Here is a 14,698-nt window from a genome sequence, read left to right as displayed (position 1 = left end):
AGAGTGGGACCGGCGGCCGTCCAGGCAGGATGTCCCGCGTCCGCCGTCAGCAGGCTGCAGAAGGAGCACCGATGAAACCGTTGTTGGACGTTCCCGCCCTCCAGGCCAGGCTCGGCGCCGGGCGCCGGACGGTGCTGCTGGACGTGCGCTGGGTTCTGGGCGATCCGCACGGCCACGAACACTATCTCGCAGGGCACCTGCCGGGTGCCGTCTTCGTGGACCTGGCCTCCGAGCTGTCCGACCCGGCGGTTCCGGACCGGGGACGGCACCCCCTGCCCTCCGCCGGACAGTTCCAGGAGTCGGCCCGGCGCTGGGGCATCAGGAAGGGCGACGTCGTGGTCGCCTACGATGACAGCGCGAACATGGCGGCCGCAAGGGTGTGGTGGATGCTCCGCGATGCCGGTCTCAATGAGGTGTACCTGCTCGACGGCGGCCTGGCCGCCTGGCGTGCCGCCGGCCTGCCCCTCGAACCGGGCCCGGTCCATCCCGCGCGCGGCGACGTGGAGCTGGGCAGCGGGCAGATGCCAGTGGTCGACGCCGGTGCTGCCGCAGCCTGGCCGAGGGATGGGCTGCTGTTCGATGCCAGGGCAGGGGAGAGGTACCGGGGCGAGGTCGAACCGGTTGATCCCCGTGCCGGACACATTCCTGGAGCGGTGAGCGCCCCCACCACGGGGAACGTGGACGACGCCGGGCGGTTCCTGCCGCGGGAAGAGCTGCGGCGGAGGTTTGAATCCCTTGGCGTGGTGGCAGGCCTCCCGGTGGCCGTCTATTGCGGGTCCGGCGTCACGGCCGCCCACGAGGTGGCTGCACTGGAACTCGCCGGGTTTCCGGCAGCCCTGTACCCAGGCTCCTTTTCGGAGTGGTCCAACCGGCCCGGGCTGCCGGTGGCCATGGGTCCGGAACCCGGGGGCGGCGGAACGGAGGCCCGGGAGGGCGGAAGGCCGGCTGGAAACTCCGCAGGCGGCGGGGGTAGCGTCGCACTATGACACCAGGACGCCCGGTACCACCGCCCCTAGCAAAACCCATAGATCCAGCCAAACCCAACGACCCCTCCAACCCTCTGGATCCCGTATCTGATGCTGCCCCCGCCAATGAAGCCGGGTCGCTTGCCGCCGCCTGGGGTGCGGTCTCCCGGGAGAGCGGACTGGTGCCGCTGACCGTGGCCCGGCGCGCGCCCAAGCCGGACGACGTGGAGATCGCCATCGAGTTCTGCGGGCTCTGCCACTCCGACGTGCACGCCACCCGCGGAGAATGGGGCGGCCAGGCGTACCCCCTGGTTCCCGGCCACGAAATCGTGGGAACCGTCAGCAGGATCGGCGCGGACGTTACCGACTTCGCCATAGGCGACCGGGTGGGCGTGGGCTGCATGGTGGACTCCTGCCGCGAGTGCGACAGTTGCCTTGACGGCCTTGAGCAGTACTGCGAAAACGGGATGACCGGCACTTACGGTGCCAAGGACCGGCGGAACGGTGACGCAATCACCCAGGGCGGGTATTCCTCGTCCATCGTGGTGGACCGCCGGTACGTCCTGCGTGTCCCGGCGTCGCTGGACCCGGCCGCCGTCGCGCCCCTTCTGTGCGCCGGCGTCACCACGTTCTCGCCGTTGCGGCACTTCGACGTCGGGGAAGGGGACGTGGTGGGCGTCGTCGGGCTGGGCGGGCTCGGCCACATGGCCGTCAAGCTGGCAAAGGCGATGGGGGCGAAGGTGGTGGTATTCACCACGTCAGAGTCCAAGGTGGCGGCCGCGCTGGAGCTTGGCGCGGACGAGGTTGTCCTGTCCCGGGACGGGGAGGCGATGGCGGCCGCGGACCGCACGGTGGACCTCATCATCGATACCGTTGCCGCCCCGCACGACCTGAACCCCTTCTTCCGCACCCTGCGCGTGGACGGGGCATTGTTCCAGCTGGGACTGCCCTCCGAGGCGATGCCGCCGGTCAACCCGGGTGCTCTGATCCGGCGCCGGATCGCCTATGCAGGGTCCTTGATCGGCGGGATTGCCGAGACCCAGGAGATGCTGGATTTCTGCGCTGAACACGGCGTGGTGGCCGACATTGAGATGGTGCCCGCCGCCCAGCTGAATGAAGCTTACGACCGGATGGTCGCAGGAGACGTTAAGTACCGGTTCGTGCTGGATACCGGCACGCTGCAGGCAGCCGCTGAGGAGGCAGACGCATGAGCACACTGTTCACGAAGATCATCAAGGGTGAGATTCCCGGCCGGTTTGTGTGGCGGGAGGACGACGTTTCGGCGTTCCTGACCACCGGCCCGCTCGCGGACGGCCACACGCTGGTGGTTCCCACCGAAGAAGTGGACCGCTGGACGGACGCGTCGCCGGAAACACTGGCCAAGGTCATGGAAGTGGCACGGCGCATCGGTGCCGTCCAGGTGGACATTTTCGGGGCACGCCGGGCGGGCCTTATCGTGGCGGGCTACGAAATCAACCACCTGCACGTCCACGTGTGGCCATCGCAAAGCATGGCCGACTTCGACTTCGGATCGGCGGACCAGAACCCGGACCCCGCAGTCCTGGACGCCAACGCGGAGAAACTGCGCGACGGCCTCCGGGCCGCCGGGTACGGGGAGTTCGTGCCCGGCAGGTAGGACGCGGGGAAAGCTGGCAGGGAGATCAGTCCCGGCGCGGCGTCATCGCCACCATGCCCGCATAGGTGAAGCCGCCGCCGAAGCCGAAAAGCAGTGCGGGGACGTCCGCCGGGATCCTTCCGGAGTGCCACCATTTGCTCAGCCCCAGCGGCACGCTGGCAGCGGACGTGTTCCCGGACTCGGTGACGTCGGTGATGACAATCCGGTCCGACAGCCCCAGGGCCTCGGCCAGCGGTTCGATGATGCGGAGGTTGGCCTGGTGCGCGGCAAGGACCTGGATGTCGTCCATTGCCAGCCCCGCCCTGGCCACCGTCTCGCGGGCACGCTCCGGCGCTTTGGTCAGGGCCCACCGCAGCACCTCGCGGCCGTTCTGCGAAAACCTGCCCGACGGCGGGGAGATCCGGACAGCATCGGCCATGCCGCCCTCGGACCCCCACACCACCGGGCCAATGCGGGGCGTCTCCGACGGACGCACGACGGCGGCGCCGGCGCCGTCCGCGGTGAGCACCGCCGTCGCGCGGTCCGTCCAGTCGGTCACGGCTGAGAGGGTTTCCGCGCCAACGACGATCGCGTGGGAGGCGCTGCCGCTGCGGATGGCCTGGTCGGCCACGCCGAGGGCGTACTCAAAGCCCGAACAGGCCGTATTGACGTCCATGATGGCCGGTCCCCGGCCGTCCCGTCCCAGGCCCAGCGCCTCGGCCACCCGGCCCGCGGTGTTGGGGGAACGTTCGGCGGCCGTGGTGGTGGCCACCACCACGAGGTCGACGTCCGCGGCCGCGACGCCCGAATCGGCCAGGGCCATCCGTGCCGCCGGAACCGCGAGGTCCACCACTGTCTCGCCCTCGCCGGCGATGTGCCTTGTGACGATGCCGGTGCGCTGGCGGATCCACTCGTCGTTGGTGTCCATCATGCCCTCGAGCTCATGGTTGTCCATGATGCGCGCGGGCTGGGCGTGGCCGAGCCCTGCAATCTCTGTCCCTGCCGGGCCCTGGGCAAGCGTGAGCTTCATTGGATTCCTCTCCTTGGTGGCTGGCCGCCGCTAGGCGGGGGCCAGTGCTTTGTTGAGCACGGCGCGGATCCGCTTCTCAGACACTGAATACGCGGTGCCGAGCTCGACGGCGAACAGGCTTACCCGAAGTTCCTCGATCATCCAGCGCACCTGGGTTAACTCGCGTCCTGCCCGCCGTCCCGGCAGCAGCGCCGAGACGGCATCGTCGTAGTCGTCCTCAAGCCGCTGGACGACAGCCATGTTAAGGGCGTCGCGCTGGACGTTGCCGGGCAGCCGCTCCAGCCGCTTCTCGATGGCCGCCAGGTACCGGGGCATCTGGCTGAGCTGTGCGTAGCCCGTGCGTGCCACAAAACCGGGATACACCAGTTGTTCCAGTTGGCTCTTGACGTCGTTGAGCGCGCTGATCAGGGCCAGGCTGGTGGTGCCCTTGAGCTGCTTCTCGATCCGGCGGGTGCTGGCCAGGATGCGCTCCACCACGGCGGTGACCGTGAAGACGGTGTCGATCAGTTCGGCACGCACCAGCTCATACAGCTGGTCAAAGGCCTTCCGGTCCCAGGGAAGGTCTGCGGGGGTGAGCTTGTCGATGGCCGCCAGCGCGCAGTCCGCGATGAGGGCGGATACCGAGCCGTGCGGGTTCTGGCTGAAGGTCAGCTTTTCCGTGTTGCTCAGGTGCTCCAGGACGTAGCGGTCCGGCGCCGGAACCCGCAGGGCAAGCAGGCGGATCACGCCGCCGCGCATCGCGTCGAGCTGTTCCTCCTGTGTCTGGAAGACCCGCAGCGACACTGAGGTTCCCTGGTCCACCAGGGCCGGGTACCCGGTGACGGTGTGGCCTTTGACCATGCTGCTCACCTGGCGTTCGATGGTGCCGAAACTCCATTCCGTCAGGCCTTCCTGCTCCACGAACCCGGCCGCGGCGGAGGTTCCCGGCACCCCGGCAGCCTGCGGGCGTGCGGCTGCTCCGGCGTCGGACGCCTTGCCGTTCCTGCGCTGCTGGGCCTTGCCGCCGGCGCCGGGCGCAGTGGAGGCCGGCGTGGCGCCGAGCGAGTCTGCAATCGCACGCCGGGTGGCAGGAGCCAGCCTCTCCTGCAGTTCGGCCAGGTCCTTTCCTTCGCCCAGCACCTTGCCGCCGCTGTCCACCACCTTGAAACTCACGCGCAGGTGCGCAGGCACGGCGTCCCAGTTCCAGGAACCGGGTGGGATGATGGCGCCGCGGATCCGCCGCAGCGCGAGTTCCAGCGACGGCTCCAGCTCATCCCGGGCAGGACCGAAGTCCGCTTCGAGGACCGCCACCGCCTGCCGGGCAACATCGGGGGCAGGAACGAAGTTCTTGCGGACCTGCTTGGGCAGCGACTTGATCAACGCGGTCACCAGCTCCACGCGCTGGCCGGGGATCAGCCAGCGGAACGGGGCATCGTCCAGCTGGTTGAGGAACAGGACGGGAACTTCGGCCGTGACGCCGTCGGACGGGTTGGGCGGTGAACCAGGAGCCACGGGGTGGAACTCGTACGTCAGCGGAAGCTCGAAGCCCTTGTGCAACCAGGTCTTGGGGTAGGCCGATTCATCCAGGTCATCGGCGTCGTCACTGAGGAGCAGCGATTTGTCGTAGTCCAGGAGGTCCGGGTTCTCCCGGCGGGCATCCTTCCACCATTTATCGAAGTGCCGTTCGGAAACCACGTCGGGGCCGATCCTGGCGTCATAGAACTCGAACAGCGTCTCGTCATCCACCAACAGGTCGCGGCGGCGCATGCGTGCCTCGAGTTCCTCCACCTCATGCAGGAGCGCCCGGTTGCGGTGGAAGAACTTGTGGTGGGTCTTCCAGTCACCCTCCACCAGGGCATGCCGGATGAACAGCTCCCGGGCCACGACCGGATCCACCCTGCCGTAGTTAATCCGCCGCTGGGCAATGATGGGAACGCCATAAAGGGTGACCTTTTCGTAGGCCATGACCGCGCCCTGCCGCGTGGACCAGTGCGGTTCACTGTAGGTGCGCTTCACCAGGTCCGGTGCCACCTGCTCGGCCCACAGGGGATCGAATTTGGCCGCCACCCTGGCCCACAGGCGGCTGGTTTCCACCAGCTCCGCTGCCATGACGAACGTGGGGGACTTCTTGAACAGCGCGGATCCGGGGAAGATCGCGAACCGGCTGCCGCGGGCACCTGCATACTCGCGCTTGCGCTCATCCAGGATTCCGATGTGGCTCAGGAGCCCGGACAGCAGGCTGATGTGGATCCCGTCATGGTTGCCCACGGGATCGGCCAGGCGCTTGTTGTCCAGGGCGATCCCCAGCGGCCGCGCAAGCTGGCGCAACTGCGCGAAGAGGTCCTGCCACTCGCGAACCCGCAGGTAGTTGATGAATTCGGCCCGGCACAACCGGCGGAAGGCCGACGAGGACAGTTCCTGCTGTTTCTCCTGCAGGTAGTTCCAGAGGTTGAGGTAGCCGGTGAAGTCCGAGTTTTCGTCCCGGAAGCGGTTGTGCTTTTCCGCGGCCAGCTGCTGCTTGTCTGTGGGCCGTTCGCGGGGGTCCTGAATGGTCAGCGCGGCCGCCAGGACCATGACTTCGCGGACGCAGCCGCGTTTTCCGGCCTCCACGATCATTCGGCCCAGGCGGGGATCGACGGGCAGCTGGGCGAGTTTCTGTCCGACGGCGGTGAGGCCGCCGCCTGCCCCGGGCTTACCGCTGTTGTCTTGCGGGCGTGGGGGAGCCAGGGCGCCGAGCTCGCGAAGGAGGGTAACGCCGTCGTTGATGGCCCGCGTTTCCGGCGGCTCGACAAAGGGGAACTCCTCAACGTCCTTGGGGCCCTTTGCCACGCCCATGGCGGTCATCTGGAGGATGACGGCGGCGAGGTTGGTGCGCAGGATCTCCGGATCCGTGAACCGGGGCCGGGACTCGTAGTCCTCCTCCGAGTAGAGCCGGATGGCGATGCCGTCAGACACCCGGCCGCAGCGGCCGGAGCGCTGGTTGGCCGATGCCTGCGAGACGCGTTCGATGGGCAGGCGCTGGACCTTGGTGCGGTGCGAATACCGGGAGATGCGGGCCGTGCCCGTGTCGATGACGTACTTGATGCCCGGCACCGTGAGTGACGTTTCCGCCACGTTGGTGGCAAGCACGATCCGGCGCTTGCTGCCGGGGTGGAACACCTTGTGCTGCTCCTGCAGGCTCAGGCGCGCGAACAGGGGAAGGATCTCGGTGTTGGACAGCCTTCGGTTGGACTGGATCCGGGCCTGGAGTGCGTCCGCGGCGTCGCGGATCTCCCGCTCGCCGGAGAAGAAGACCAGGATGTCACCGGGCGCCTCCGCCGCGAGCTCGTCCACCGCATCGCAGACGGCATCCAGGGGATCGCGGTCCTCCTCAAGTTCATCGTCCGAGGGGTCGTCGTCGTCGGCCTTGGGCTGGGACAGCGGCCGGTAGCGGATTTCCACCGGATAGGTCCGGCCGGAGACTTCGACGATGGGAGCGGGTTGTTCCGGGGTCCCGAAGTGGTGGGCGAACCGTTCCGGGTCGATGGTGGCCGAGGTGATGATCACCTTCAGGTCCGGCCGCTGCGGCAGGATCCGCTTGAGGTAGCCCAGGATGAAGTCGATGTTGAGGCTTCGTTCGTGTGCCTCGTCAATGATGATGGTGCTGTATCTGCGCAGCAGTCTGTCCCGCTGGATCTCGGCAAGCAGGATGCCGTCGGTCATCAGCTTGACCTTGGTTGCCTTGCTTACCTCACCGGTGAAACGGACCTGGAAGCCCACCTCCTGGCCGATGTCCACGCCAAGCTCTTCCGCAATGCGCTCGGCCACGGTCCGGGCTGCCAGCCGCCGGGGCTGCGTGTGGCCGATCAGTCCCTTCTCGCCCAGGCCAAGTTCCAGGCACATCTTGGGGATCTGGGTGGTCTTTCCGGAGCCGGTCTCGCCGGCGATGATGGTCACCTGGTTGGCCGCGATCGCGGCCATCAAGTCCTCGCGGCGCTCGGAAACCGGCAGCTCGGCGGGATAGGAGATATGAAAAGTCATGGCTGCAGACAGTCTACTGCGGGAGCCCCGGCTTCCCGTTTGTACTGCCGGCAGGTGTCCGGCGCCTTTGGTTCTGCCCTAGAAAACGCGGAGCGTGTAGTTAATGCTTGGGAGGTCCAGGGCGGACCAGGCTTCGTGGGATTCAGCAGGAGGCGTGTGCCCCCGGCCATCACGCAGAAGCGCTGAAATGGTTGCTGCGGCCACGAGGAGGATCAGGAGGATGAGGAGGGTTATGAGGATTTCCATGCCTCCATGCTTCTCCATCCTGCAACAGGGAAAAAGTGGCAGAAATGCCCAAAAAGACATAATTCCTGCCACAATGGAAGCATGCTCAAATCAGTGGCCGTCATCGTGGTTCCCAACTTCTCGATGTTCGAGTTCGGCACTGCCTGCGAGGTATTCGGCATCGACAGATCCGGCCGGGGGAGCGGCGTCCCGGCCTTCGACTTCCGCGTCTGCACGCCGGAGCCTGGCGACGTCCGGTTGAAGTCAGGCCTGACCCTCAACGTGGGCCTGGGACTTGAAGCCACCGAAGATGCGGACCTGGTCATCATGGCCCCCTACGGGAGGGGCGACGAGTTGCATGAATCCGTAGTCGAGGCGCTGAGGGCTGCTGATGCAAGGGGGGCATGGGTGATGTCCATCTGCTCGGGCGCTTTTGCCTTGGCCCGCGCCGGCTTGCTGGATGGGCGCCGCTGCACCACGCACTGGCACTACTCCGGCCAACTGGCCGCCGAAAATCCCGGCGTGCAGGTGGACGAAAACGTACTCTACGTGCAGGACGGCAACATCATTACGTCCGCAGGGACCGCCGCCGGGATCGATGCCTGCCTCCACCTTGTGCGGGTCGAACTCGGGGCCAAGGTGGCCGCCGCGATCGCCAGGGACATGGTGGTTCCTCCGCACCGCGACGGCGGCCAGGCGCAGTTCATTGACCGGCCAATGCCGGCCTGCGGCTCAGCTCCCATGGAGGAGCTGCTGCGCTGGATGGTGGAGAACCTGGACCGCGAGCACACGGTAAGCGAACTGGCGGCACGCGTGCACCTGTCGGCCAGGACGTTCGCCCGGCGCTTCCGGTCCGAGACCGGAGCGACGCCTGCCGCCTGGCTCAATTCACAGCGGGTGCTCCGGGCCCAGGAACTCCTTGAGTCCACGGACCTGAACATCGAAGAAATCGCCAGGGAGTCCGGCTTCGGGCACCCTGTCCTGCTGCGGCACCACTTCGCCAAGGTCCTGGACACCAGCCCGCAGTCATACCGCCGCGCTTTCCGCGGCCAACTGGCTGTGGCGGGGTAGCACCCTTTGCACCCTAGCCCGGGGCGGGCTCGTCGCGGCGTTCCTGGTCGCGGAGTTCCTCGGCCGCTTCCCGTGCGCTGTCCACAAGAATCCGCCAGGGTCCGGTGACGGCCTGCTCGGGAAGTGCTGCCCTGCGTTGCCCTGCCCGGATCGAGTAGATGAACCTGTCCGGTTGGGCTTCCGCAAATTGCTCGGCAGCTGCCCTTGGCGTCTTGGGTACCGAATCCCACGGGCAGGCCTCGACCAGGGGCTGCCATTGGCTGAGGTCGCTGTCCGATTGCGCATCGACCGTCCACACCCGCGTAACCGCAGCTATCCCGCCGCTCCGTTCCACCTTGATCTTCATGGCCTGGCCCCTGGGCTTCCCTGCGGCCCGGCGGCCAGTGACGGTCAGCCGGGGTGGTTAAACCTTGACCTTCACAGTTTCCCACGCCCCCGTTACGGCGTCATGCTCTTTGGACCCCGAACCGAACAGGTCCGCGGCGGCCCGTGCCGTGGCGCGGGCAAAGACGGTGAAGGTTGCGGCCGGCGGCATCGAACCGCTGGTAAGGGTCTCGTACCAGATGCGGCCGGGCGCCTCCCAGGCGTTGCCGCCGAGGGCGTCCGCCACCAGGTAGAACGCGCGGTTGGGGATGCCGGAGTTGATGTGGACACCGCCGTTGTCTGCGCTGGTCCGGACATACGAGTCCATGGAGTCGGGTTGCGGGTCCTTGCCCAGCACGTCGTCGTCGTACGCCGTTCCGGGCGCCTTCATGGACCGAAGGGCCTGCCCCTGGACCTTGGATGTAAAGAGGCCTTCACCGATCAGCCAGCTGGCCTGGGCAGCGGACTGGTTCTTGACGTACTGCTCAACGAGGGCGCCGAAGACATCTGACATCGACTCATTAAGGGCGCCCGCCTGGTTCCGGTACGCAAGCCCGGCCGAGTACTGGGTGACCCCGTGCGCCAGTTCGTGTCCAATAACGCTGAGGGACTTGGTGAACCGGTCAAAGACGTCGCCGTCGCCGTCACCGAACACCATCTGGGTGCCGTTCCAGAAAGCGTTGTCGTACAGGTTGCCGAAGTGCACCGTGGCATCGAGCTTCATGCCGCGTCCGTCAACCGAATCCCGGCCGAAGGCGTCGGCATACAGCCGGTGCGTGTGACCCAGGCCGTCGTAGGCTTCATCGGTGGCGGCGTCGCCGGTGGCGCGCCCGCCTTCTTCCCGGACCAGCCTGCCCGGGAGCGTTTCTTCGCCGCCGGCATCGTAGATGGTGCGGTCCACCGGGCCCGGCTTGACCTGGCGCAGCCCGGGCGGGAGGACCGGGACGGCCTGTGCACGTGCTGCCTGGAATGATTCGATGTGGCCAAGGGCCTTCCGGGCCGCGCTTGCCGCCGAAGAGAATCCCGGTGCGTCCTGTTGGGCCAGCCGGCGCAACAGGTAGGGCGGAACGATGGAACAGAACTGAACTTGCATGGCGTACTCCCTCAGCTAGGTGGTTTCAGCCTAAGAGGAGCCTCCGACAATTGACTGCAGGCGGCCGCCGCGAATTCGGTTGGCTTCCGGGTGCTGCAGCAGGCCCGGATGGGTACGGTAGGCGCATGGCTGACACCGAAAAGCACAACAAGCCCGGCTCCACCCTCCTCACGGTCATCATCGCCTTCGTAGCCAATACGCTCGTGGCGGTGGCGAAGTCGGTGGCCGCAGTCCTTTCGGGCTCGGCCTCCATGGCAGCGGAGGCAGCCCACTCCTGGGCGGACACAGGAAACCAGGTGTTCCTGTTCTTCGCCGAGCGCCGTTCAGGCAGGCCCAGGGACAAGAGCCATCCCATGGGCTACGGCCGTGAAGCCTACGTGTGGTCCATGTTCGCCGCGTTCGGACTCTTTACCGCCGGCGCGGTGGTGTCCATCATGCATGGCATCCAGGAGATCATCGAGCCGGAGCCGGCCGCAGATTTCATGGTGGCCTATGTGGTCCTGGCGGTGTCTTTCGTCTTCGAAGGCATCTCCTTTGTCCAGGCTTTCCGGCAGACCAGGAAGGCGGCCCATGAGCTGGACCGGCACACGATGGAGCAGGTGCTCATCAGCTCCGATCCCACCCTGCGCGCCGTCTTCGCCGAGGACGCTGCCGCGCTGATCGGCCTTGTCATAGCCTTCGTGGGCGTGTTCCTGCACCAGGTCACCGGATCGCCGTTGCCCGATGCAATCGGTTCGATCGCGGTCGGCGTGCTGCTGGCCGTCGTCGCCGTCGTCCTGATCGACCGCAACAGGCGCTTCCTGGTGGGCCAGGGCGTCACCCCCGACATTGAACGGTCCATGGCGCAACGGGTGCTGGCGCACCCCGAGATCGCGCGGCTCACGTACCTGCACCTGGAATTCGTCGGTCCCCGCAAGCTGTACCTGGTTGCGGCCGTGGACCTGCAGGGGGACCATCCCGAACATGAAGTGGCGGTGGTCCTGCGCCGGATCGAGCGTGAGCTGGAAGACCATGAAACTGTCGAGGAAGCCGTGCTGACCCTGGCCACGCTTGACGAGGTTGCCCTGCATTTCTGATCCTGCGGCTTCCGCAGCGCAGCAGGAAAGGCCGGAAAACGAAAGAACCCCCGCCGCTTCAGTGAAGCGGCGGGGGTTTTCTGTGCCCTCGATAGGATTCGAACCTACGACCTTCTGCTCCGGAGGCAGACGCTCTATCCCCTGAGCTACGAGGGCAATCCGTATTTCCTGCCGTTCCCGGCGGGACGTCCTAGAGCTTAGCAGGAAGGTGGCCCGCAAGGGAAAACCGACACCAAGGCCAGGAATGGACAGGCAAAGAAGCGGTTTCAATAGCCGGCGAAGGAGTCCGTCCGGACCCGGCGGGCACCGGCGCTCTTCGCCGCCCGGCGGAGCGATGCAACGCTTGCCGGGGACCCCGAAACATAGACGTCACGGGCGGCGATGTCCGGCACGAGCGCCGCAAGGGCCCCTCCGTCCAGCCGGGCTCCCGGGCCGGTGTTTGCGGCAGCGGAGGCCAGGCCGGAGGGCGGCCGGGAACCGTCCGCCAACCGCACCAGCACCCGGATGCCGGCGTCCCGGAGTTCCTCCGCGTAGGCCACTTCCCCTGCGCTTTGGGCCAGGAGCAGGAGCACGGCGTCCCGCTCCCGCAGGCCCCCGGAGGACAGGTATGAAACGAAGGGCGTGATGCCGATTCCCGCCGCGATGAGCAAGACCGGCCGGTGCGGATCGCGCGGCAGGACAAAGTCGCCGCCCACCGCCGTGGCTGCCACTTCGTCGCCCGGCCGCAGGGCCAGCAGCGCCTCCTTTGCCGCAGACAAGGGACCGGCCGTCCGCACGGCGAACTTCACCAGCCGCTCCCGCGGTGGGCTTGTCAGGCTGAACACCCGGCGTCGGCCCTTGCCGTCCGGCCTCGCGTGCGGCAGGTCCAGTTCCATGTACTGGCCCGGAAGGAAGCGCACCGGCCGGGCCGGGTTGAACGTGAACTCGGTGGTGGCGGGCGTCAGCTGCCGGGTGCCGGTGAACCGGAGCTTCACGGCCCCGCGCTGCCCTGCCAGGAAGGCCAGCAGGTTGCCTGCCAGCAGGGCTGCCTCGGGCGAGTTGGCGAACAGGCCCAGGTTCCAGGGGACGGCGAAGAGCACTCCCACCACGGCGGCCAGCGCCAGCTGGTGCCTGCGGCGGGGCGGCAGGGTCAGGGGCTCGGTCAGCATGAATCCCACGAAGAACAGGACCGGCCGCTGCGCCAGGGCCTGGTAGATGCCCATGCCCGCCGTCATGCCCGATCGAAGCAGTTCAAGGGTGATGATGGCGGTGGCCACCAGCGTGAACATGGATGCCATCAGCACTTTGCGGGTCCGGTACAGGACCAGCAGCACGCCCGGCACCAGCAGCCACAGCATGGCAGGAGTTGCCGCCCACCACGTAGCGATATTCAGCCCGGTGAGGCCGGTGGCGAAGGCGCCGGCGGCGGCAGGATTGAAGATGTGCCGGCCGCGCCACGCCAAGGCATATTTGGAGGCGGAGGCCAGGACGCATGCCAGTGCCACCCCGGCCAGGTCCAGCGGCTGCAGGGACGGCCAGAACAGGAAATACAGCAGCAGCCCCGTGATGAGGGAGGACTCCGTGTGGGGGTTGACCCGGAAAAGCGCCGCCAGCGCCCGGTTGGAGGCGTAGGTCAAGCCCAGGCACAGCGCCAGGTGCGCGAGCATTTCCGGGATACCGAACGTCAGCCAGCCCAGGATGTTGAGCAGGATGCTGTAGGCGGCCAGGACCGCCAGGACTGTTAGGACAACCCGGTACATGGTGAACCTGCCCACGGCGGTCCCCATCCGGCCGGCCAGGGACGGCGCCGGGGGGTGCGGTGTTTCCACGGGACTCATGGGAACAGCATCCCTTCGAATTCGGCGGAGTAGGCGGCGCTGCCGTCGGAAAAGACGGTCAGCCACGAAAAATCAAAGCTTTCCTGAAGCGTGGCGCCGGGAACAAAGAACAGGGCCGTGGCGAGTGCGTCGGCCACCATGGCAGTCCCCGCCAGGGCCCAGGTGGCGACGGCGGTCCGCACCGGCTGCCCGGTGGTCCCGTCCAGGACGTGGTGGAGTCCGTCCCCCCAGGCGCGGCGGTTGGCAGCCGACGCACACAGGGCGCGGCCGTCCAGGTGGATCGTCCCAATCGCCTGTGCAGGGTTGTAGGGGTGTTCAAGCGCCACGCTGACGGGTCCTGCCCCGCGGGCCAGCAGGTCGCCACTGGCGTCGATGACGAAGGCGCCGATGCCGGCGGCCGCCAGGTCCGCGGCCAGGAGGTCCACCAGCAGGCCCTTGCCTGCGGCGCCGATGTCCAGCAGCACGGGGGCGCTGGCCGTCAGGACGGTTCCGGACCACGTGAGCACCGATTCCCAGGCCGGCGCAGGCAGCGGCGGACCGGCCGGCCGGAGCGAATACGCTGCGTCATACCCCAGGCGCTCCAGGCTGCCGCCAATCAGCGGCGTCATGGCGCCGCCGGTCAGCCGGTAGAGCAGGCTGTAAAGCTCGCCCAGCGGAGCAGCCTCGTCCGGAAACTGATAACGCCCCGGCTCCCGTGCCAGGTCCGACACCAGCGAGTCGGCCCGGAAACGGGACCAGTCGGCGTCGAACTTCTCAACCGTGTTAAGCACGCGTGCGCGCAGGGGCGCGGGCAACGGCAGGGGAGTGGTGATGTCCCAGCCGGTTCCGATCCCCTGGAACAGGAAGTCATCCCAGTCCGTGACGGACACCGCCTACTGCGCCTCCGCCTTGATCTTGTCCACGGCCTGGTTGAAGCCTCCGCTGGTCAGGGAGGAGCCTGCAACCTTGGAAACGTTCAGTTCATCGATGTTCCTGCCCACCACCTGGGCAGCGATGCCACCGGCGAACTGGCCCTGGAACTTGCGGGTGTTCGGATTGGACGGGTGCTGGGTGATCTGCACGTCCGTGACCTTTCCCGCCGCCAGCGTCAGCTGAACGCCCACCGTTTCCGTGCCGTTGGGTGACACGTAGTTCCCGTCCGCGCTGTAGGTGCCGTCTCTGTAATTGCCGCCGCTGCCGGCCAGGGCGGAAGAACCCGCAGAAGGAGTGGACGGGCTTCCCGCAGCGCCCGGGGTGCTGTCCGCCGTGGATGGTGCACAGCCGGCCACGGTTCCTGCGAGGGACAGGCCTGCAAGGCCGGCGAAGATACCCTTGCGGAGCGCGGCGCTGGATATGGCGGGGCTTTGAGGGGTGGAGGGTCTCATGAAGGCTCTCGTTTCACTGTTGGGGCTGTACCGGTCTCTTTGCGCAATGCCGTCTTTGCGCAATCCCGTGCGGCAGTGGT

General features: G+C 67.3%; 13 protein-coding genes and 1 tRNA gene. 5 read left to right on the top strand and 9 right to left on the bottom strand.

Annotation, left to right across the window (positions count from 1 at the left end):
- Nucleotides 1-71 precede the first annotated feature (71 nt).
- The 3 genes from ACEN9K_RS14240 to ACEN9K_RS14230 are packed head-to-tail and all read left to right on the top strand — an operon-like array spanning nucleotide 72 to nucleotide 2,601.
- Nucleotides 72-986 (top strand): sulfurtransferase, encoded by a 915-nt coding sequence (locus tag ACEN9K_RS14240; protein WP_495634572.1) that lies wholly within the window; start codon nucleotides 72-74, stop codon nucleotides 984-986.
- A complete protein-coding gene (locus ACEN9K_RS14235) occupies nucleotides 983-2,176 on the top strand; it encodes an NAD(P)-dependent alcohol dehydrogenase (RefSeq protein ID WP_495634571.1) in 1,194 nt (397 codons plus the stop codon). The genes ACEN9K_RS14240 and ACEN9K_RS14235 overlap by 4 nt, the downstream gene beginning before the upstream one ends.
- The gene (locus ACEN9K_RS14230; RefSeq protein WP_018768431.1) at nucleotides 2,173-2,601 is read left to right on the top strand and encodes an HIT family protein; all 429 of its coding nucleotides are present in this window, start codon (nucleotides 2,173-2,175) and stop codon (nucleotides 2,599-2,601) included. Before ACEN9K_RS14235 ends, ACEN9K_RS14230 begins: the two co-directional genes overlap by 4 nt.
- A gap of 25 nt (nucleotides 2,602-2,626) precedes the next feature.
- Here ACEN9K_RS14230 and ACEN9K_RS14225 read toward each other — a convergent pair whose 3' ends face one another.
- The 3 genes from ACEN9K_RS14225 to ACEN9K_RS14215 all read right to left on the bottom strand — a co-directional run bounded on the left by ACEN9K_RS14225 (nucleotide 2,627) and on the right by ACEN9K_RS14215 (nucleotide 7,855).
- The gene (locus ACEN9K_RS14225) at nucleotides 2,627-3,610 is read right to left on the bottom strand and encodes a beta-ketoacyl-ACP synthase III (protein ID WP_134163838.1); all 984 of its coding nucleotides are present in this window, start codon (nucleotides 3,608-3,610) and stop codon (nucleotides 2,627-2,629) included.
- Between the two features lie 30 nt (nucleotides 3,611-3,640).
- Nucleotides 3,641-7,609, bottom strand: coding sequence for an ATP-dependent RNA helicase HrpA (gene hrpA / locus ACEN9K_RS14220; RefSeq protein ID WP_495634570.1), 3,969 nt, complete (start codon nucleotides 7,607-7,609; stop codon nucleotides 3,641-3,643).
- 78 nt (nucleotides 7,610-7,687) lie between these two features.
- Entirely contained in the window at nucleotides 7,688-7,855 is a 168-nt protein-coding gene (locus ACEN9K_RS14215) for a hypothetical protein (protein WP_018768428.1), read from the bottom strand.
- 81 nt (nucleotides 7,856-7,936) lie between these two features.
- Here ACEN9K_RS14215 and ACEN9K_RS14210 point away from each other — a divergent pair, with 81 nt between their 5' ends.
- Nucleotides 7,937-8,905 (top strand): GlxA family transcriptional regulator, encoded by a 969-nt coding sequence (locus ACEN9K_RS14210; protein ID WP_018768427.1) that lies wholly within the window; start codon nucleotides 7,937-7,939, stop codon nucleotides 8,903-8,905.
- Between the two features lie 13 nt (nucleotides 8,906-8,918).
- Here the strand turns inward: ACEN9K_RS14210 and ACEN9K_RS14205 are convergent, their stop codons facing one another.
- Together ACEN9K_RS14205 and ACEN9K_RS14200 are read right to left on the bottom strand one after the other, a co-directional pair.
- Nucleotides 8,919-9,251, bottom strand: a complete 333-nt coding sequence (locus tag ACEN9K_RS14205) for a protealysin inhibitor emfourin (protein ID WP_018768426.1) — start codon at nucleotides 9,249-9,251, stop codon at nucleotides 8,919-8,921.
- Nucleotides 9,252-9,308: 57 nt separating this feature from the next.
- Nucleotides 9,309-10,361 carry a M4 family metallopeptidase gene (locus ACEN9K_RS14200; RefSeq protein ID WP_495634569.1) on the bottom strand — a complete coding sequence of 351 codons (1,053 nt, stop codon included), beginning with the start codon at nucleotides 10,359-10,361 and terminating at the stop codon, nucleotides 9,309-9,311.
- A 125-nt stretch (nucleotides 10,362-10,486) separates the two neighbouring features.
- On the opposite strand from ACEN9K_RS14200, the gene ACEN9K_RS14195 reads away from it, so the two are divergent.
- The gene (locus tag ACEN9K_RS14195; RefSeq protein ID WP_018768424.1) at nucleotides 10,487-11,437 is read left to right on the top strand and encodes a cation diffusion facilitator family transporter; all 951 of its coding nucleotides are present in this window, start codon (nucleotides 10,487-10,489) and stop codon (nucleotides 11,435-11,437) included.
- Nucleotides 11,438-11,520: 83 nt separating this feature from the next.
- Here the strand turns inward: ACEN9K_RS14195 and ACEN9K_RS14190 are convergent.
- The 4 genes from ACEN9K_RS14190 to ACEN9K_RS14175 all read right to left on the bottom strand — a co-directional run bounded on the left by ACEN9K_RS14190 (nucleotide 11,521) and on the right by ACEN9K_RS14175 (nucleotide 14,618).
- Nucleotides 11,521-11,593 (bottom strand) — tRNA-Arg (locus ACEN9K_RS14190).
- Between the two features lie 110 nt (nucleotides 11,594-11,703).
- Entirely contained in the window at nucleotides 11,704-13,254 is a 1,551-nt protein-coding gene (locus tag ACEN9K_RS14185; protein ID WP_018768423.1) for an FAD-dependent oxidoreductase, read from the bottom strand.
- Nucleotides 13,251-14,123 carry an FAD:protein FMN transferase gene (locus ACEN9K_RS14180; RefSeq protein WP_495634568.1) on the bottom strand — a complete coding sequence of 291 codons (873 nt, stop codon included), beginning with the start codon at nucleotides 14,121-14,123 and terminating at the stop codon, nucleotides 13,251-13,253. Before ACEN9K_RS14180 ends, ACEN9K_RS14185 begins: the two co-directional genes overlap by 4 nt.
- Before the next feature lie 3 nt (nucleotides 14,124-14,126).
- On the bottom strand, nucleotides 14,127-14,618 hold the full coding sequence (locus ACEN9K_RS14175) for an FMN-binding protein (protein WP_051081309.1): 492 nt from the start codon (nucleotides 14,616-14,618) through the stop codon (nucleotides 14,127-14,129).
- Between the last annotated feature and the right edge of the window lie 80 nt (nucleotides 14,619-14,698).

This window comes from Pseudarthrobacter sp. Pseusp20 (assembly GCF_059492155.1).
Note: the sequence above shows the minus strand (reverse complement) of the source record. Positions and strands in the feature narration are given on the sequence as shown.